The sequence below is a fragment of the Paenibacillus sp. V4I7 genome (assembly GCF_030817275.1).
In the GTDB taxonomy this organism is placed as follows: domain Bacteria; phylum Bacillota; class Bacilli; order Paenibacillales; family NBRC-103111; genus Paenibacillus_E.
The window spans coordinates 100,426-119,098 of the sequence record NZ_JAUSZD010000001.1; the positions used below are offsets into that span (position 1 = coordinate 100,426).

An 18,673-nucleotide genomic window follows, 5' to 3' on the forward strand; every position below is an offset into this window, starting at 1 on the left:
AAGAAGGACAAAAATTCCGATTGTCCAAGTCTTAATTGTACTTCTGATGTGAACCAGTCCGTCCTTTAGTAAATTGTGTTCTTCATGTCATTCAACAAAATTAGCTGAATTCCTCTTATTGTATTCACCATATTGCAGTTATCCTGCCCGTTCGTATTATGACGCATTGTTAGTCTAATATAACTATCAATGTTGATTTTCCCGTGTGCGCGGTCCGATATGTATTAACGGTAGATTCTTGTATTCCTTATCTGTATGAATTGGAACGGTCTGTTATATATGATCGAAGTCAATTCACAGACTTCCTCGCTTCCTTTCTATGGAGCTCCCCCTCCCTCTTGCTTTGGAACATTCATCTACATCTGAATAAAGCCAATAATAAAGAAAGGTGCAGTCTGGAGTGGGAAATCACTCCGACTGCACCTTTCTATTGGTTGGTCTTTTTCAATGCCATTCTAGTCAGTTCTTTTGCAGCTTTTTTTAGTAAGTCCATTTCATCATTGTCTGGTTGTTCCGGATTTCGTGGTTCCTCATGTTGGTTTATTACAACCTCAGGAGACCGCTCAATGAGCGTATCAGAGGACGGAATTGAAGATCGGTCAACAGTGATTCCAGCTGCTTCATTAGACTTCTCTCTCATCACAGGAGCGACCGAAGACGGTTTATCCAATAGAAGATCCTGTAGAATCGTTGAAGGTGCCGCACCATGCATAATCAAGTAATAGTCTTTAACCAACTTTTGCATAATCGGATTTTTTAAAAAATCGATTTCTGCATCATTGTAGAAGGTTGTTAGCCCTGTTTCCTTGCCTTTTCGTGCCATTAATCCGTCACGAATCAAATCTTCGGTCATTTCATTTCGACTTTTTTTCAGAGAGGACATCATTGAATTAAATTCTTCTATCCATTCTGCGCCAGCAGAGGGAGTAAACGTGCGCCCTTGTCCTGCTTCGTAGCCTGAGTTACCTGCTTTCGGGTGTCTTCCCAATCTAACCCCCCCTCACATTTCTTGGTGAGATTAGCTATTCTGTCTGATATAATTCGCGATCAAGTACGAACGTGAAGTGATATATGGAGATTCCTTCAGAAGATCCGTTTCAGGCAGCATGTAGCCCTTTGTATCTTTGAAGTAGTAGTATGCAAACAAGATTCCGCCGCCAACTAATGGGAATGTTTCGATTTTTGGAGCTTTCTCGGCCCAGAACATTTCGAGTTTATTATAAACCGCATCGAAGTATTCCTTCATACGCTTAAGTACGATCTCGGTAACATCTAGGTTCTTCACGCGTTGCCAAGATACTTTGAAGTAAGGATTATCGCCTTTAATGATAATATCAACACCTGGAATGATTACGTCGTTAAGGAATTCTTCGCGATTAGTGTACATGACAGGGTCTTTACCGTTATTAATAAATAATTCTTTAACAGCATCAAATTCCTTTAGTTCAAAGATGTCTTGAATCATTGCATCAATGTACTTATTTGTTCCTATCTGAATATTCGTGCTCACATAACCATTTAAACCATCTACATCGTAGAGAGCCAAATCGGTTGTTCCTGCACCCAGGTCCCCTAACGCAAATTCTTCGCCGATCTCGTTTGCGCGTGGTCGAGCTACCAATTTGTTCTTACGGATATCGTACTTTAAGCCAAAAGAACTCGTAACGCCTTCTACATGAACCTGTCCATCTTGAATATTTAATGTGACTGTTTTTCCGGCATATTTGCCGTCCATGAAAGAGATTGTATGAGTGCCGATATAACGTTCCAGAACATGAGATGCATCAATTCTTTTATGCTCCTCAATTGGTAAACCACCTGAATAATCCAAATCTGCTTCTGTCTTGCCGACTTTAAGTGCTGCGATTGCAAGGCCTGTCAAGGTAGTAACCGTATGTAATTCACTATTGTGCTTATCAGAGGATTCCGCGTCCGGTTGTAACATGCCTTCTTTGTTCCGAGCCCAATCACCTACGAAATAATATGTACTGTGTACGGACTTTGAATGAATCCGAACCTGTAGTCGTTCTGTATCACTATATTCCTTTTGCTGGGTATTGCTGCTGAAAGGATCACTTTTTTCGTTGGCCGGCGCACACACCGTAGAAATCGCAAAACTTTCAATAGTCCCCTCTTCATTAATGTAGCTAACCTTTGTGCTGGTGTTGCCCGGATCAATTCCTGTGATTAATTTTTTCGCTACCATATGAAGGCCTCCCTATAAAAACTGGATAAATTAAGCAACTAAATGCAATTATAGCATACAAATAATAGTTTATCTATAGTTTAAACTAACAATAAACTATTATAAACTATTAATAGTTTAAACTATTAATAAACTATTGTTAATTAAGGAATATGGACGTGCGAGCATGATTCTTTACGCTTCCTTGCCCCCCCTTCTTCTTCTTATTACCTGATTGTTTGCCACTTGCAACCCGGGATCAAGTAAATCTGCAGCTTGCTAAGCCTAACTTCTTCCGAACGCAGCAGCTATCCGTACGGGGCATAACCCCAATAATCGAAATAGTCTAATAAAGATTGATAACCTATTGGAATGTGGAAGCCTTCTAGAAAGCAGAATGATTGGAAGATACGCCCTGCTCTTCCCTTTTTGAAAAGATCACGAACTAAACAGTTTCCCAGGATATAGATCCGTGTCTTTCATGGTGATTGAAAAGTTATGGGTGGTCCTCAAACCTCCCCTCCCCTCCTACTCATCACATTCACAACCGAGAGTCCTGTTGGTCAATGCGCAGCTCTTACAATGAACTAGCCGAAACTGAATGCTACTGGAATGTGGAAGCCTTCTAGAAAGGCAAAATCATCTTGAAAGCCTTGTGGATTGGTAACCTTCTGGAAAGTGGAAACCTACTAGTAAGTCAATGGTATCCTACTATAAAGAAAATGGTAGTCTTCCATGCATATTTGTTAATCTACTAACGTGTGATGTTAACCTGCCATTCAATATTTAAAGTAGATTGTTGATGATTATGAGGCTACCAAGGTAATTATGGTAACCTCTTAATAGAAGTCTTCTGGAAGGTGGTAGGTTTCCGTGAAGTCATTCTATGATATTGACAGGGGTATTTAGATATACCTCTTGGAAATGTGTTAATCAGGTGGTAAACTCATAGAAAGTGGAAATCTACTAGAAAGTCGATGGTAGATTGCTAAAAAAATATAGTGGTAGTCTTCCGGAAATGATTAGCATAGTTAATTGTTTATTAAACAAAAATAGAGGAAGTGAATAGATTGGATTTAGGAATGCATTGGACCATCGGTAGGGCGAAGGAGCATCTTGAGAAAGAGGAGGGGATATCGATCCCGGCCCAGACCCTAAGAAACTGGTTTAACGAATTACACGAATCTAAAGTACATACTTTGAAACGGAACCAGAGAGGCGAGCGAGTACTTGATGAAACTGATATTGCTATAGCAAAATATATTCACGCAGCGAGAGAAAAAAGTTTATCGGTAAAAGCACTAGTTCCTTTTATCCAGCAATCTTTTCCAGTGCAATACGTTAGTGAAGATGATGAACAGAAACTATCGGTCTATCTGGATCAAGAAGTCGTCGTCGAGCAACTTGGACTGATGATGGAGGAAAGACTGCTTCGATTTAAGGAAGAAATGGAGGCTAAACAGAAGTTGATGCTTCCCGCTCCTAATGTTGTAATTGCAGAACAACGAAGCGCAGCGGTAGATGTTAGGCTTGCCGAATTAAGTATGAGAAAGCGTCTTAGAGATCAAGCAGAGAAAGAATGGACCAAAAATCCTGTTAAGAAGTGGTTTCGTGAGGACAAAGAACAGAAAGCTAAGTTCATAGAAGATTATGTTGAGTCTCACCTGGAAGTAGAATTAATTAATTATAAAAAAGAAATTCAAGCGGCAATTACTCAAGTGAGTACAGTTCTTGAAGAATAACTCATTTTTTAATAGAACTAGTTAAAAGATCGAACCTAGACTATTTAATATAGTTAATTCATAACAAATATTATGTAAACTTATTTTAAAGAGTGCTTCAAAGGATCGGCAATGCTGATGGGGAGGATATCCAAAGTTCGAAAATAGCGTGTCTTGATTTCTTTCTTTTTATCGTGATAAGATAAAAGCGTAGTTCAACTAATCGAATAGCGTGACGTTCATTTTATATGAACGCTGCCAGCATAAAGATGGAAGCACCATCTCATTCGCCGAAAGGCATGAGACGGTGCTTCCTTTTTTATTACCAAAATTTTACACGCGAGAGGGGATTTTTTAACAATGGAACAATTATTACAACACAGCGGTAATCAAAAAGAATTACTTGAAATTGCAGAGAAGCACGCTCGATTGATCCAGGGAGTAGTAATCGGAGAAGTTGGGCGAGAAGCGTCGGTGAACTTCATTTCATACGGCGTGGGCGGGGTATATATCCATTTCACATTCCATGCCCTGTTTACCGGTGCAGAGACGCAGTTTTATATATCGATCGCTGACAAGGAATCAGATAAAGGAGTTCTTACTGGCTACAAAGGGGACTGGAGCTGCCCCATGGCCATGATGGATGCTTCCCATACCGTCAATACATTGTTCCCCGTTTTGCCGTATAAACAAAAACGCGGAATACTTAGAGAACTTGGCAAGCTGATGTATAAAGTTCTTTCCGAATTTGATTCAAAAGCAACATTAAATCTTGATTCAGAGTCCATACGTGCAGTTTTAACGATCGACCGATATGAGGTCTTGACTGACATTGAATGGATCGAAGAGATGATGGATGCCAATTCTAGCAACCTAGAGTATCGTGTGTTGATTGAAAAAAACACTGGCGATTCTGAGTATAGTGCTTATATACCGGCGATCCGGAAGACTGTAGAAGGCAACGAATTGGGAGATGTCCTTTTAGGGGCGAAGAACCTTATTACGAATTGCGTTCAGGACGCTCTCAGGGGAAATCTAACACTCCCAGAGGATAAATCATTCATTGATACCGTAATCATCAATGCAGACGTCCTTCGGAAGCATTGAATAGGTCTTAGATCATGGCAATCGTTATTAAGAGTAGTGCGAATAGGGTGATAGCAAGCGGGAAACATCTTTAAGGATAACCGAATTTCGTTCCCGCTTCATAATTGGATGATAAGAATGCAATCCAGACTATTAAAGAAAATTGCTATTAAATGTCCAATAGTTTAATTAAGTTTTAAAACATAAGTATAAAATGGCAATAAACGGTGATCATGGATTATAGAAGGATTGGATAAATCTTACTATTATTAGGTGGTGATTATCAGTGAATGACTCTATTTATGAGGATAATAATAGTTTAAATGAGTTTAATAATCGTAATAAGTATCCACATTGGAGCAGTAATGATAAAGAGATTCTCTTTAATCGAGTAAATGATGCACTATCCGCCGGACGTGAAGCTCAGGATATTTTTGAAGAGATAGCCAAAGAGCGTAAAATCTCCTGGACAACAGTTCGTAATCATTTCTATCGAATTAAACGTAAATCTCGAAATAAAAAAGCTAATAAATCCAAATCAGCGCATTTTGGAGTAAAAAAACAGATGGCGTGGACACCCACTCATGATCTCATGATACTCGATGCACTCAAGGTAGAATCGAAAAAAGAAGATGCCTATCGAAAATTAGCTCCGATTATTGGTCATAGCATACAAGCAATCAGGCAGAGATATTACTCTGTACTTCGTAAAACTATCAAGGACGAAAATAAAGATTTAAGTATTAGTATTTTTAAACATGACAAGCACGGTCACTGGAGTAAGTCGCTTGATCTAATTAGGGTAGAAATAGAATCGTTAGAAGCTGAAAACAAAAGACTGAAAGAAAAACTTCACAATGTACTGGAAGAACTTGATGAAGCTAAAAATGAAACTAATGAATGGCAGACTAAATATAAAATACTTGAACAGGATTCTGCCGACATTCTTCGGATTATTAATCGGGCGCGTAAAATTGAAATGGCTCCAGATGAAGCCAATACAGTTTTTCAAATGGATAAGAACGGGAACTTAGAAAGGGTAGGTCCCTAAATAGATGCCGTTCTACTAGATATTTAATGGCCGTTGATTGACATGCGCAAAATATTAGGAGGAAATCCCATTGATCTCGAAAGAGGAATTTTTTCAAAAGATTGAGGAAAGGAAGGCTAATACAGCTAAGTGTGAAAAACTCGCATCCGAAAATCTAAATAATGTTTACTTCCAAATTTCTATGATCCGAGAAGGTTATGACGGGATAATTCACAAGATTATCGAGAATGGAGGGTTGATTGACCTTAAAGATAATCATGGGAAAACTCCTTTAATGGCAGCCTTTGAAGTGGGGAACCTTGAACTCATAAAGAAATTGATAGAAGCCGGAGCAAACCTCAATCAAAAAGATAATAATGGACTTCGGCCGTTTTTATATGCAGCGATGAACGATCGCATACATTGCATTGAAGGTTTTAGACAATATTTAACTTATAGAATGATTAAGTTTGAATTTGGTGGATATTATAGGGAATTTTTAATAAACCAGTATAATAAAAAGGATAATTCAGTGAAAATTGATAAGGAGTTATTTAATCCTTTGGTCTATAGTTATAAGATTGAAGTCATACTTAGAAGCGGTAAGAAAACAAAAGCTCAAATCAAATCACAATATACCTTTCATGATCTGGTCGATCATCTAAAGTCGATGTCTGACCATAAAAAAGATGAATTTTTTACAGGTCCTGATTATGCTTTCAGACCAAAGGATGTAGCGTATATATCACTCCTTTAACAAATTACATACTTCTTCAAAAAGTAAGTGAAAGTTCAAATAAAAAAAAGGGCGCCGTAGGCACCTTTTTTTATTCAAACATCGACTCAACATCAATAAGCTCTACTTTAATTAAATCTTTAAACCTAACCCATTCATGTTCTTGAACCGTAGCGTCGATATACAAGCGAAATGCATCACGCTGATGACTCGTAACACGGCCAGTCAATGTCCGCGACTGGTATTCTCCGTAGATAGTAACCTCTACCAGCTGACTGTAAACTTGTGACTGCGTAAGCGCGGCAGCCATCGTGTGAGCTTCTTGTTCGTCCATCCTCGGTCTTTCGATACGTGTTTCTTCTTTTTGTTGCAGTTTAATGGCTTCGCGATGTTGAGGGAGCATCATCCTCGAAGATTCCCACAGACCGTTGTTCTGCAGCTTTTTACTCATTTGAAATGTCCTCCAATTTTGCTACCTCTATCTAATGCTTGCCCGGAATCCAATAGTGAAGAGGCTCTCATTATCGCTGTGCTGCCAAACCTATCCTTGATTGTATCCGTCACTTTTTCGAGTGCTCGTATCTTCGGCACATCTTCAAACATGTTGAGTTGATATGTCTCGTCATCGGCAAGCTGGCTTAATGTAACGCCAACACGTCTAACGGGTAATGTGTTCCAGTAGCGATAAAATAGGGTCTTCGCGGCGCTGTAGACCGCATTCGTGCTGTTTGTTGGGTCTGGCATTTTTTGTTGCCTACTGAAGCCTGTAGGAGCATCAAAGGGGCTACACATACAACTGACAGACACGACCGATCCCATAAAACCTTTCCGCCGCGCATCCCGGCATATCTCCTCTGTTAGCTCTAAGAGAATCGTGTCCACCTCACGAGAATTTAAAAAATCTCTTGGTAAAGTCATCATGTGCCCTATACTTTTAGGCGCTATATCGAATGTATTGGGAGTCACTGGACTGTTATCAATTGAATTGGCAGTTCTCCACATGATTTCGGCATGAATGTCTGATTGTTTGCCGAAAAGTACGCGGAATTTATCTTTGAGTTTCGGCAGTGGTGTTCTGGCAATATCGCCAATTGTATGCATGCCGAGTCTTTCGAAATGAGATGTCATCCGGCCGGCTACTCCGAACATTTTCTCAACCGGTTGAGGCCAGAGTAGTGTTGGAATTTGATCCTTCTCCAGTGTGAAAATACCACTTTCGTTTTTCTTCGCCCATATCGAATTTGCCATTTTGCTCATCATTTTGTTGGATCCGATACCAACTCTGACCCTAACCCCTGTCTGCTGCATTACTTGATTCTGAATCATTCTTGCAATTGTATCAGCATCGCCAAACTGATTAATAGAACCTGTCACGTCAAGCCAACTTTCATCTATGGAAAATATTTCCACTAGGTCGGTGAATTCTTGATATATGCGCGTAATTTGCATGGAAACGTCGATGTAATGTTGCATGCGCGGCTTCATTACAATAAGCTCCGGGCACTTACCTAATGCCTCGCCAAGCCGATCCGCGGTCGTAACGCCAAAACTCTTTGCGATCGGACAAGCAGCTAAAATTATTCCGCTGCGCCGTTCAACAGAGCCTGCAACAGCTACGGGTCGATAACGAATATTCGGGTGATCTGCCTTTTCGACTGAGGCATAAAAAGACATGCCATCCGCGAGCATTATAACTTTTTGATCCTTCATAGTCGGCTCCGCAAATCTGAAAGAGTGGTCATGAGCTCTGCTTTTACTAAACTGCGGAGCATGCTGAAATGATGCACATATCCACGTATTTTATACTCAACGTCTATACCTGATTTACCCGGCGTTGTGCTAAGTATTTTAATTCCGCGTTGTCGCATCTTTTGCTTAATCTCCTGAATAACTCGATATATTGTGCCTTCGATATCCTGTAAATAATGAATTACATGGTTGTAAATGATACGATCTTCAAATGCCTTCATTTCGTTCATGTCACGAGTAAGCATGTCAAGCAGAATAGGAAGGAGCGTATATTCTTTGACGAGTTGTAAATCATCGTTTGTAATAGCCTGTTCGTCTAATGACATATTTCCACCACCATAATAAGAACATTTGTTTGTATCTTATTATATAACGAAGACGGTTTGTCTATGCAAGTTAAATTTTTGGAAATGCTGAATGCATTTACATTCTCTTTGATAACGGCGGCCTCGAGGGATAGATGGAAGGTTCAGCATCACTCGAATCTCTGGTTTTAAGTGGTATCTAAAATCGGAGAACTAAGTAGCAGCCGCGTTGCCGCGAAGAATGAGAATGTAGTTTCCGCGGATTATATGTTTATGTATGAATTAATAGGTTAATATTAGAAATATATCTTAAATTGGGGGCGGGAAAGTTGTCATTCTCGTACTTGAAAAAGCAACCGCTAAGTTCTGTTGGCGCTGCTAAGGAAAAAGGGGTGTGTACATTTGAAACGATCACTCGATACTCTTGAACATGATCTTCAAGGAAAGATTTATCGACTAAGTAATGAAATATTAAATTTAGAGAAAACCCCTTTTCCTGCCGGCTTTGTATACGAACCGAATACTGTAGAAATGTCACAATTATTTAGTGAGGTTCGAGGTAACAATTCAATAAGCAAAGAGCAGTTTGTTGCCTATCTAATTAAAGAAAAGATGAAACTTCAGGAGATTCTAGTGTTGATTCAAAACTATAAAAACGATCCTACATTCATGGCTCCACATGTTCTCTGCGCAAAACCAAAGCTTGTTAGAAAAGACAGTTTTGAGAGGATTGGGTCACCGACACAATACATAGGGCATATCGTTAAAGACACTGGATATGTATCCAATTCGATTGTATTGGAATACCATCCAGAAGAAAGATTAGTTTATTTGAAACATACTTATAGAGGGAAAGTTAGAGATGAGGACGGTGGGTTTCTGCTATCAGAGGACGATTTTGCTACTTCCGTTCTTTCTCACATGCTCAGAATAGTGGATCCACACTTCAAAAAACAACAGATTCCTTTAAAAGATCTTACTGTTCTAGCAGTAGATGTTGATGATGTAGAATACATTTTGAATGTTGTGTCAGAGACCACTTCATATACTGTTGGAGTTAATAAAGAAAAAGTGTTATTTCAGGATGAAGACAGATAGCTTCAGCTAGAGATGTTGACTAAACATGAACAGAAAATAAATGACGAAAGATGAGCTGCAGCGCAGCGCGCTACAATTCTATTTTTTTGCATAATTCTCTCAGGTTAGTAAGGCATGCAACTCCAAGTTGTAGGTGATGCTTTCATGACCTTTGATTTTTTCGCTTTTCCGTAATCTTACAATCCACGCACGGAACCATTTTATTGATTATAATTAACATGCGGCTTGGAAGCACGTGATCAGCACAGATGCCACAGATCGAGATTCTGTGGCATCTGATGATAGATTAATGGTTTGTTTAATTTTTATCCAGCCAAATTATCCATTACCTGCGAACGCCATTGAATCGCCAAACGTTGCGCTTCTTGGATATCGAGACCTAATAAATAGATTTTTTTGGGCTTTTTCGGATGGATGATCAACAAGGCACTTGAGTTACCGACTGGGATCTCTTTAATCAAAGCGTCTCCAGGTTGAAACTCATGAAGATCCAGACTTAACATGTTCTCCCGAAAGAAGGTCATGACATGGGAAACCTGAAAACGCGACCAACCATAAAACACTTCAACGGCATGATACATATCCCCTTTGGCTTTTTTGAAGTAATCCAAAAGTATCTTCTTTTTCTCTTCAATATCTACAATCAAACGACCTGGTATTTCCGGTAAAGATGGTGCAGGATCTTCATCGCAGATAGAATAATCATTTCTCTCTTTTACCCACATCGCAAACTTCGTCGGCTCGTTTTCGATTACATTTAATTCTTCATCAAAGTTAATCTCCGGTCCATTCTCAACCTTTACCCGCGACTGAATGTAAGTAAGCAGCTCTTTTGAAGAATCTATTTCTCCTTTTTCTGCTTTCAGGTAAGCAAGATAGAAGTAGGTGTAAAAATACCCTTCTTCAGTATGTAGGACATAGCCTTCCATTTCGGTAGGGATAAGAGTCTCATATTGCTCTTGTGCTTTGGTGAAGTAGCATTCTGCAGTCTCTAGGAAACCGTGCTTCAAATAAGTTGACCCCATGTAGTAATAGGTCTCAGGGCAAAAGTGAAGTCTCTCAATTAAGAAGTTACCTGCAGATTCTACTTCGGCTGGTGTTACGCATTTATCTAAGTTGTGATTTATTGAGAAGGAATAGGAGCTCGCCGTATCTTCAATCCAATAAACGCGTTCTGTTTCGTCAGGTTCATTTAGATTTTCACAACCGAGACTTACTTCTTGCCAGTTCAATTTCCAATCTAAAGTTTGCTCTTGCATGGAGGACCAATCACCACGAATTTTAAGTACCTTGCGGGACTCGATGATTCGAAGAAAGTTCTCCGCTTGGCCAAGAGTCCAAATGGGTGTAGCACCTAATAATTCCACTGGAGCCGGCAAATTATCACCGTTGGATCGAAACGCCGCCAATTGACGCTGGCTCCAACCGATGATCGAGGCAAATTCCTTAATACCGATACGTTGTGTAAGTCGATTGAATTGCTCATTGTATACATAATGGAGGTCATCACGTACATGTTCTTTGTGTACTAAATTCGGAGCTTTAAGAAGCAGTTCTAATAACTTTCGCGTATATTCGGTCCAAGACACCCAAAGCTCGGTTTTCAAGATGTCATTATATTCCTCTAGGATTTCATATAGCTTTCCTATTGAACTGCCATGTACAACACGAAAAATCTGTCCGTCCAATCTAGTGATTTCTGCGAGCTTTGATAAATCCATCCGGTTTTTTATACTCTCCGCTAAATTAGGGAGTGCTTCGGCAGAATTTTTCTTTGCATTTGCTGCCCATGCGCGGACGCTCAATTCGTGTTTTATGTATGCGAAATACGTTCCTAAATCATTAAACTCCTTGTACTGGGTAGTGGGGTACCCGGTAGTCATTTTCTCCATATTATCCCTCTTTTCTATTGAATAGTGTAATTTACACTTATCATAGAGTTATTTTTGTTTAGTGTCAAATACACTAGATGATTATGATACTATTTATTTCCAAATAGTAAGCTATACAAACATTCTTGCAACCAAATAAAAAATTAAGGTTACAACCACCAAGAAGATGATATCAAGTGGGATTTAAATGATCTGGATGCAGTGGGCGAAAATTAACGGATTGGTACGCAGCGCGGTTTTACGATCGTGGATATGGGACATGGCTGCGCGATGCTTCTGCGCTATAGCTGTGTGTACAACATAACCCTAGAATCGTTTGCTGGATTCAGAGATAACAGGAGAGTTGAACTTACCAAAACTTAGTGTTTTTAGTGGAATAAACAATCTATTAATGGGTTAGAATTAGTAGTAATAGATTAAGATCTGAAATAAAATAAGGGGAGAATATGTAAAAATGGATAGAAAAGAAGTATGGGAGATGACTCTTGAAGAACGTCTAGCCAGGCTAAAGAAACGTATACCTAAAACTGTTTGGATGAACCATGGAGTTGTAGAATCAGCAAGACTAATTTCAATCGAAGATAAAGAACGCCTAATTAACGAGCTCCAAGGATTATTAAACAGACTTGATGCACACACTCATTATTGGGAAGATGTATTAGTTGAGCTGAAGAAGCCTCCAATTTTATGTGTAGTAAATGAGTAGCCTAGATTCAAAATGATAGGATTTACTTGTTCTTCCGTTTCTTACTCATACGGACTATATTGACGATCGGAAAGCCATGTACATTGGTGTAATCATTTGATACGGAACATGGGTGGTAACCGTGTACCGGTCTGACAAAGGCGTCCGTAAAAGGCAGAAAGAGGATTGTAGCCGACTACTAGTTAGATTGAAGGAGAATGAGGAGAATATGTTGATTTCCAAGCAGCTTAGGGAAAAGTGTAAGGAGAGAGGGTATACCATTGCGGCCGGCAAAGATTTTGTTTTTCAAAAGCGTACAAATTTCCGAATCAAGGAGACAAGCACTGGGAATCAGTTGAAAATGGGGATCCTGAATACAATTTCAGAATTGGATTTTGCATGCTTCGATGATACATCATCTTATAGTCCCGATTTTAAGGAGCTCTTAATGGAGCTGGTTGAACATATCGCCGTGAAGTATCAGGCAAAAATGGTTTCATTCAGCTTTCACGTTGATGTTGATTTTCTTTCTAAGAATGGGTTTATCCCAAAAAAAGAAACTAAGGGCTACAGGGAATGGGAGCAGCTATTTGCCGGATCGTTGATATGGAATGGCGACGCTCTGGTGAAGGTATATGATACAGAAGCGAATTTCGAACGGATAAACATTCACAAATCTATTGTCGACATTCTCGAACAGGCAGGAATCAAAGATTTTAAAATTAAACACCAATGGTTCTCTATTTGGGTTTGGTGGTTATCAGGGGATCAGCTTCGGCGCGTCGATATTTATCCTTCGACTCAAGGTCATTTTGAATTGTCTTTTGACAGCCGAACTTCACACGGTATTATCCGGTATGCAAAGGACCAAGATGAATTGTCCCGGTACATAGTTCAATTTACAAACACGTGTAATATCGAAGATATTGCAATTTGATAGGGGCGGCTGTCAATGAAAAAAATAGATTTCGGTTTTTTTCTAGGTCGAGGATAAAATAGATACTTATAATAGGGAGGATGAAACAATGATTACGTTATTTAATAATGGGGACCCAATGTATAAAGAGTTCAACGAACTAGGCAGTTACTTCGCGTTTATTAAACACGATTTGCACGTACGCCAATGGCAAAATACATCAGTCAAAATGACTAATCATGAGACGATCTTTAGATATATGCCCAATTTTCATGATAGACACATAAATAATTTGCAAGCTATATATAAAACAAATTGGCTTGATCGTTCAATTTATGACATTGTTCATAAAAATAGCCTTGAGATACTTAAATATAGGTTAGGTCAGAGCGAAAGAGATGAAGATCGGATTAATTATTTCTTCTGGGATACATGGACTGCAAGAATTGAGAATATAATAGATGCCTTTCTTGGTATGCCTGAGAGTTTGACTTATAATCACATAAGAACTGACTTAGATTTTGTTTACAATACACAATATCAAAGGTTAACTGAAAGGATAGGGGATAAAGAGTTCGCAAAGATACTTGGAGTATCAAGTAAAGAGTTTAAGGAAATTAGTGAAAAGATCCCTCTTCCAGTACAATATATAAACGGTGGATTAGTGCCTTTATGGACTTTAGGGCAAGCAGAGTGTACAAAACTTACGTATGATTATCTTCATACAGGGCGAACATTAAAGCCTGAGGATCCTACCGAAAAATTCACGTTCCAATTTACTATGGTCGAGGATAACGGTTCCGAAGAAGAGAATGTATATGAATTCGAAAATAGCGCTTACACTTATATGCACAACGATACGTACCATCTCTGGGCACCTGAAACAAGCCTTGATGATGCCATTTTAATTGCAAAATTTATATTTGATCGAGTAAAGGTCGCTCCGGAAGTATACTATTCATTAGGAGATAAGTTACTGAGGGCAGGTTACTTAGAGGAAGCGAAAGAACAATTAATCAAGTCTAAGGAGATTCATGAAAGATATATTCCTGATGATTTCCAAGGATGCATTTCAGCAAATTCGCATGAAGAATACCATTATACATTGCTTGATTTAGCTTACATATTCTCAAAAGAGGGAAATTATAACGCAGCTGAAGAAATGATAAGTAAGGCTGCGTTTTATGGTAGAGAGGAAGCTATCGGCAGTGAAGAACTCGAGAAATTTAAAAAGAGCTCTGAAGATTTTATCAGATCGTATGAGGAAACCCATGAAATACCAGCCTAAAAAATAATCAATAAACATTTGTATCATTAGTAATAGACAAGCAAGTGTTTGGTGACAAGAACATTATCTCATTGAGAGCCGCGTAGTTCGCGGCTTTTGTATTTTATGACATCAAGTTCTTGTCAACCGAACAGCAAAGAAGCAAGTGAACAAGAGAGAACGTATGTTCTATAATTAGACATATGTATAAAATACTTCTTTTGTGAAGTAGTGCGTTAAAGCGATAAAGTAATTAAATATTTAAAAAGCTGCTCGTCAGCAGCTCTACCGATCACCAATATGTTTTTAAGCATCAGGATCATAAGTACACTCTGGTACAACACCATTGCTAACAATACTGTTTGTGACGGTTAATATATAAAATTATAACACAAACAGAAATATAAAAAAAGCGCATCGTTTTTTTCTACTCATCCTCATCTTGCTCACGCGGAAACTTGATAGACCGATCAACTAATTCTTTTTCTAGTTGAACCCAAGCATCTTGCGGAGAAAGCGGCATGAGCGAGTTCCTCAGTGTTGAATTATGCTCTATAAATATTTTCTTAGCCTGCTCCAGATCGAACTTCAATTCCCACAAAGTATCCTCAACCATTCCCAGTACCCCCGGCGCCAGAAGAAAATTATCAGGTGTGAACATCGGGGACAGACCTACCAAATTTGGTGAGGAGTTTCTTGGACCATTCAAATCTATGTAACAGACGTACAGTAACATCCTAAGACCGTCCGCCAAACGATGCTCGTCTAGGAGTATGTTCGCCATATCAAGTCTGACGTTACGGTATAGTCCCCACTTCATTTCTGTAGCATATTTCATGGTTCTTTGATTTAACTCGCCCCATTTGGGATCATTAGAGGTCGGGACTTCCGAGGGTTGCGCATCGTTCTGTACTATTTCTGTTCCTTGTTCGACGTCGGTTCTCTTAAACATATTTTTTAATGTGCCTATTAATTTCATTAGATTTTATTCTCCTACTTTCTAGTTTTTGTTTGGATCGAACCAGTGTAGAAATTCTTGAATCTGTATAGGGCCTATTGTATAAATAAAATTGAAATTTTAATAGCCTAATGTTTTTAGAGCTTCTTTTAATCCTACAGGAGAAATGGCTCCAGTTATTGTTGAATTAATTGTTAGACGACCTACAATCGAACCCTTTTCATCAATAATAACTGGTGGCTCAAACGCAAATTCGTTGAAAGCACTAGTGGATGAAAATTTGCTTCCGTATGATCCGAATTCGTTCCAAATGCTATCAGTTGAGTATTTGTTTCCATATGTTCCGTAAGAATTGAAAATTGAATCAACATCATAGACATTTGTAGTAAGTTTTCCTAGATATGTTTTCCCATCATTAGAATAAATAGAAAGGGTTTTTGTCGTTACAGGTGGAGTTAACGAAGATCCTGTCCTAGGGGTACCATTTGATGTTGGCGATGATACTATACTTCCATCAACCCAGTAACCTTGTGTTACTTGCCCATTGGAAAAGGTAAAAGTACCGTAACCATTAAATTTAGCATTCGTAAAATCTCCAAGGTATTTATCACCGTTTGAAAAAGTTAGAAGTCCTTTACCATTAGCTAAATCATTTGAAAATTGCCCCTCATAAATGTTGCCAAAAGCATCTTTGTGATTCCCGAAACCTTGTTTTAGTCCTTTTACCCATTCCCCATCATAAATCTCGCCATTTGGCCAAGTGTATTTTCCTTTACCTGACCTATAACCGTCTAACCAAGATCCTGAATATTGATGTCCATTGTTCCAAATAATTACTCCCAATCCATTAGGATTGCCATTTTTCTTATCACCAACATATATGCCATCGTTGTACTGTATAACGTGTTCATAATTATAAACAGAATCAACAGTCATGTTTTTATCAATATGTCGTAATACACCTATTTCGTTTATGGGTATAGCAAAATTCAAATCTGCTTCACCAAGACCATTTGAAGTAATCCCTACAACTTCAGATTTGCTATTTAGAAGTGCCCCTCCGCTGCTACCATGAGTTATTTCTGCGGAAATTTGGATGAATGTCCTATTTCCGTCAGTTCTACGTTTATTACTCACAATTCCCGTTGAAATCGTATTTTGTAATCCTTTTGGACTACCTATAGCAAATACCGGTTCACCATTTTCTAATTTATCAGAATTCCCAACTTCAATTGTCGGAAGTTTTTCGCTAGGTGTTACTTTTAGTATTGCAATATCTTTTTCAGGATCGTAATTAATTACTTTAGTGACGGCATACTTTTTACCGTTAGTTAGGGTTACGACTGCTGAATTAGCGTAATTAATTACATGATAGTTAGTCACTATTACGCCTGAACTTTCAATAATAAATCCACTACCACTTGCGGTTAGTGTATTTTTATTATCAAACACCTCTACGTATACAACTGCCGGCGATGCTAATTTCGAAATTTCCTTTGCCCCTAAAGATTTTCCGATATGAATTGAATTGTTTTCCTGATCCCATTTAACATCTTGATTAAATGATTCTGAGACAAATCTTAGAGGAACATACGTCTTGTCATTAATAATGTTTGCTGGTTCTTCGAGGGTTATTTCTTTACCATCCTTTGACACCTTGTTACTCCCCACTGGTATAAGCAGTGTCGTATCGCCTTTAGTAGCCCTGATCGTCCTGCTTTGATCGTCCCAATAAACGGAAGCTCCTAATGATTCAAAAAGCACTCTAAGTGGCACAAGTGTATTACCGTTTACTATTATAGGATTATCCATATCAACTAATTCATCATATAAATAAACCTTTATATTACTACTAGCATGGGCGGAACCTATCAATAAGAAATAAAAGAGAGAAATAAGTATTACAATTTTCTTCTTCATACGAACCTCTTTCACAATTTGAACAAATTGAGTAAATTTTACCATACGATATAGGACTTGTATATCAATTTTGTCGAATAAAAAACTTTATTTGAGGAAACATAAGTCTAAAAAGGATGTTTGCCATGTATATACTAGACGAGTATAACAAGGTTCATCAAATCGAAGATGAGGACATTGTATGTTTAGAAGTATCGCGGTCAGACATTCATTACCGAAAGAAAACAGGCGCCGATTCGAGCAAAAGTGGTTGCATTGGGGAAGCAAAACTGGTTGCACTTCCCCATTTGTGTATTAAAAGAATTCTTTAAAGAAATTGCTCAAAGCACGATTCAAGCCGGTTTTTTTGGTTGTTTTCCGTGTTCGCGTATTCTTCTTTGGTTGCACCTTATTTCTTATCGGCTTATTCGTTTGATTTTTTTTCTTTTCTTCTAGGGTTTTGACTGCTGTTGCTTCTTTATTGTTTTTTATGTTCATTGTACTATTAAAACCCCAACTAGATTCTCCATTTTGAAGTGTTTTTCGAATGATATAACCGCCCTTTTCAAGCTCGGTGAGTCCCATCTTAATAGAACGATCACTATCAATTTGACTCATTTTCTTAATCATGCCCATGGTTAGATCCAGTTCTTCATTTAAGAAAATCATATTGAAATAGAGTCCCTTGGCTTTAAGTGAAAGCTGATTATCTTTTAATATCGCATTTGTTAATAGAAGAATTTCAACATTTTCGTTTTCACCCATATGTTTTCCCTCCATCAAATAACTTTACCCTAATCATTTAATGATATATTTTTATTAGACCCAAAGAAACCACTCTATCATTAGGAGTGGCTTTTGGCATATGTATGTAAACGAAACATGTATTTAGAACCCTTATTCTGCGAAGTAAAGAAACGTCAGAGCTTGCTGCAGCAACAAATATATAAAAGCCCGAAGGATCATCCTTCAGGCTTTAGTTCGTCTAACAGGAGAACTAAACTCATCAAGCAGAGTAATCTATCTTTTTTGGTTTTGCGCGTAACTCATCTCGTATCTCGATAAGTACAACGTAAATCTTCCATAAGATCACGATGAGAACACTCGCACAAATTGCTCCGATAATTGCGGCGATAATAAAATTAT

17 protein-coding genes are annotated in these 18,673 nt (G+C 38.4%); 8 read left to right on the forward strand and 9 right to left on the reverse strand.

Features of this window, described 5'->3' with window-relative positions:
• Positions 1-427: 427 nt before the first annotated feature.
• Both QFZ80_RS00485 and QFZ80_RS00490 read right to left on the reverse strand, forming a co-directional pair.
• Positions 428-988, reverse strand: a complete 561-nt coding sequence (locus QFZ80_RS00485) for a hypothetical protein (protein WP_307544330.1) — start codon at positions 986-988, stop codon at positions 428-430.
• Positions 989-1,018: 30 nt separating this feature from the next.
• Entirely contained in the window at positions 1,019-2,206 is a 1,188-nt protein-coding gene (locus QFZ80_RS00490) for a ParM/StbA family protein (protein WP_307544328.1), read from the reverse strand.
• A gap of 1,049 nt (positions 2,207-3,255) precedes the next feature.
• Here QFZ80_RS00490 and QFZ80_RS00495 point away from each other — a divergent pair.
• The 4 genes from QFZ80_RS00495 (at position 3,256) to QFZ80_RS00510 (ending at position 6,779) form a co-directional block, all read left to right on the forward strand.
• Positions 3,256-3,927: a hypothetical protein gene (locus QFZ80_RS00495; protein ID WP_307544327.1), complete on the forward strand. Its 672-nt coding sequence runs from the start codon at positions 3,256-3,258 to the stop codon at positions 3,925-3,927.
• Positions 3,928-4,266: 339 nt separating this feature from the next.
• Complete coding sequence (locus tag QFZ80_RS00500; RefSeq protein WP_307544325.1) at positions 4,267-5,013, forward strand: type II toxin-antitoxin system HicB family antitoxin; 747 nt, start codon at positions 4,267-4,269, stop codon at positions 5,011-5,013.
• A 265-nt stretch (positions 5,014-5,278) separates the two neighbouring features.
• Entirely contained in the window at positions 5,279-6,043 is a 765-nt protein-coding gene (locus QFZ80_RS00505; protein WP_307544323.1) for a hypothetical protein, read from the forward strand.
• Between the two features lie 70 nt (positions 6,044-6,113).
• Positions 6,114-6,779, forward strand: a complete 666-nt coding sequence (locus QFZ80_RS00510; protein WP_307544321.1) for an ankyrin repeat domain-containing protein — start codon at positions 6,114-6,116, stop codon at positions 6,777-6,779.
• Positions 6,780-6,849: 70 nt separating this feature from the next.
• Here the strand turns inward: QFZ80_RS00510 and QFZ80_RS00515 are convergent, their stop codons facing one another.
• The 3 genes from QFZ80_RS00515 to QFZ80_RS00525 are packed head-to-tail and all read right to left on the reverse strand — an operon-like array spanning position 6,850 to position 8,833.
• Positions 6,850-7,209, reverse strand: a complete 360-nt coding sequence (locus QFZ80_RS00515; protein ID WP_307544318.1) for a YolD-like family protein — start codon at positions 7,207-7,209, stop codon at positions 6,850-6,852.
• Positions 7,206-8,468: a DNA polymerase IV gene (locus tag QFZ80_RS00520; RefSeq protein ID WP_307544316.1), complete on the reverse strand. Its 1,263-nt coding sequence runs from the start codon at positions 8,466-8,468 to the stop codon at positions 7,206-7,208. Before QFZ80_RS00520 ends, QFZ80_RS00515 begins: the two co-directional genes overlap by 4 nt.
• Positions 8,465-8,833, reverse strand: a complete 369-nt coding sequence (locus QFZ80_RS00525) for a YhjD family protein (RefSeq protein WP_307544314.1) — start codon at positions 8,831-8,833, stop codon at positions 8,465-8,467. The genes QFZ80_RS00520 and QFZ80_RS00525 overlap by 4 nt, the downstream gene beginning before the upstream one ends.
• Positions 8,834-9,214: 381 nt before the next feature.
• Between QFZ80_RS00525 and QFZ80_RS00530 the strand changes: the two genes are divergently transcribed.
• Positions 9,215-9,910, forward strand: coding sequence for a hypothetical protein (locus tag QFZ80_RS00530; RefSeq protein ID WP_307544312.1), 696 nt, complete (start codon positions 9,215-9,217; stop codon positions 9,908-9,910).
• A gap of 305 nt (positions 9,911-10,215) precedes the next feature.
• On the opposite strand, the gene QFZ80_RS00535 is transcribed toward QFZ80_RS00530, so the two are convergent.
• A complete protein-coding gene (locus QFZ80_RS00535) occupies positions 10,216-11,802 on the reverse strand; it encodes a hypothetical protein (protein ID WP_307544310.1) in 1,587 nt (528 codons plus the stop codon).
• A 454-nt stretch (positions 11,803-12,256) separates the two neighbouring features.
• Between QFZ80_RS00535 and QFZ80_RS00540 the strand changes: the two genes are divergently transcribed.
• From QFZ80_RS00540 to QFZ80_RS00550, 3 genes are all read left to right on the forward strand, one after another.
• A complete protein-coding gene (locus QFZ80_RS00540) occupies positions 12,257-12,508 on the forward strand; it encodes a hypothetical protein (RefSeq protein WP_307544308.1) in 252 nt (83 codons plus the stop codon).
• Positions 12,509-12,716: 208 nt separating this feature from the next.
• Positions 12,717-13,424 (forward strand): hypothetical protein, encoded by a 708-nt coding sequence (locus tag QFZ80_RS00545; protein WP_307544306.1) that lies wholly within the window; start codon positions 12,717-12,719, stop codon positions 13,422-13,424.
• Between the two features lie 88 nt (positions 13,425-13,512).
• A complete protein-coding gene (locus QFZ80_RS00550; protein WP_307544304.1) occupies positions 13,513-14,691 on the forward strand; it encodes a tetratricopeptide repeat protein in 1,179 nt (392 codons plus the stop codon).
• Between the two features lie 406 nt (positions 14,692-15,097).
• Here QFZ80_RS00550 and QFZ80_RS00555 read toward each other — a convergent pair whose 3' ends face one another.
• The 3 genes from QFZ80_RS00555 to QFZ80_RS00565 form a co-directional block, all read right to left on the reverse strand.
• A complete protein-coding gene (locus tag QFZ80_RS00555; RefSeq protein ID WP_307544302.1) occupies positions 15,098-15,649 on the reverse strand; it encodes a hypothetical protein in 552 nt (183 codons plus the stop codon).
• 99 nt (positions 15,650-15,748) lie between these two features.
• On the reverse strand, positions 15,749-17,548 hold the full coding sequence (locus tag QFZ80_RS00560) for a stalk domain-containing protein (protein ID WP_307544299.1): 1,800 nt from the start codon (positions 17,546-17,548) through the stop codon (positions 15,749-15,751).
• Positions 17,549-17,842: 294 nt separating this feature from the next.
• Positions 17,843-18,292: a hypothetical protein gene (locus QFZ80_RS00565; RefSeq protein WP_307544298.1), complete on the reverse strand. Its 450-nt coding sequence runs from the start codon at positions 18,290-18,292 to the stop codon at positions 17,843-17,845.
• Between the last annotated feature and the right edge of the window lie 381 nt (positions 18,293-18,673).

Bases quoted from the DNA above. Each gene is read 5' to 3' on its own strand.
- QFZ80_RS00490 (WP_307544328.1), bottom strand. From the start codon at position 2,206: ATGGTAGCGAAAAAATTAATCACAGGAATTGATCCGGGCAACACCAGC.
- QFZ80_RS00500 (WP_307544325.1), top strand. From the start codon at position 4,267: ATGGAACAATTATTACAACACAGCGGTAATCAAAAAGAATTACTTGAA.
- QFZ80_RS00515 (WP_307544318.1), bottom strand. From the start codon at position 7,209: ATGAGTAAAAAGCTGCAGAACAACGGTCTGTGGGAATCTTCGAGGATG.
- QFZ80_RS00520 (WP_307544316.1), bottom strand. From the start codon at position 8,468: ATGAAGGATCAAAAAGTTATAATGCTCGCGGATGGCATGTCTTTTTAT.
- QFZ80_RS00525 (WP_307544314.1), bottom strand. From the start codon at position 8,833: ATGTCATTAGACGAACAGGCTATTACAAACGATGATTTACAACTCGTC.
- QFZ80_RS00535 (WP_307544310.1), bottom strand. From the start codon at position 11,802: ATGGAGAAAATGACTACCGGGTACCCCACTACCCAGTACAAGGAGTTT.
- QFZ80_RS00540 (WP_307544308.1), top strand. From the start codon at position 12,257: ATGGATAGAAAAGAAGTATGGGAGATGACTCTTGAAGAACGTCTAGCC.
- QFZ80_RS00545 (WP_307544306.1), top strand. From the start codon at position 12,717: ATGTTGATTTCCAAGCAGCTTAGGGAAAAGTGTAAGGAGAGAGGGTAT.
- QFZ80_RS00550 (WP_307544304.1), top strand. From the start codon at position 13,513: ATGATTACGTTATTTAATAATGGGGACCCAATGTATAAAGAGTTCAAC.
- QFZ80_RS00555 (WP_307544302.1), bottom strand. From the start codon at position 15,649: ATGAAATTAATAGGCACATTAAAAAATATGTTTAAGAGAACCGACGTC.
- QFZ80_RS00560 (WP_307544299.1), bottom strand. From the start codon at position 17,548: ATGAAGAAGAAAATTGTAATACTTATTTCTCTCTTTTATTTCTTATTG.
- QFZ80_RS00565 (WP_307544298.1), bottom strand. From the start codon at position 18,292: ATGGGTGAAAACGAAAATGTTGAAATTCTTCTATTAACAAATGCGATA.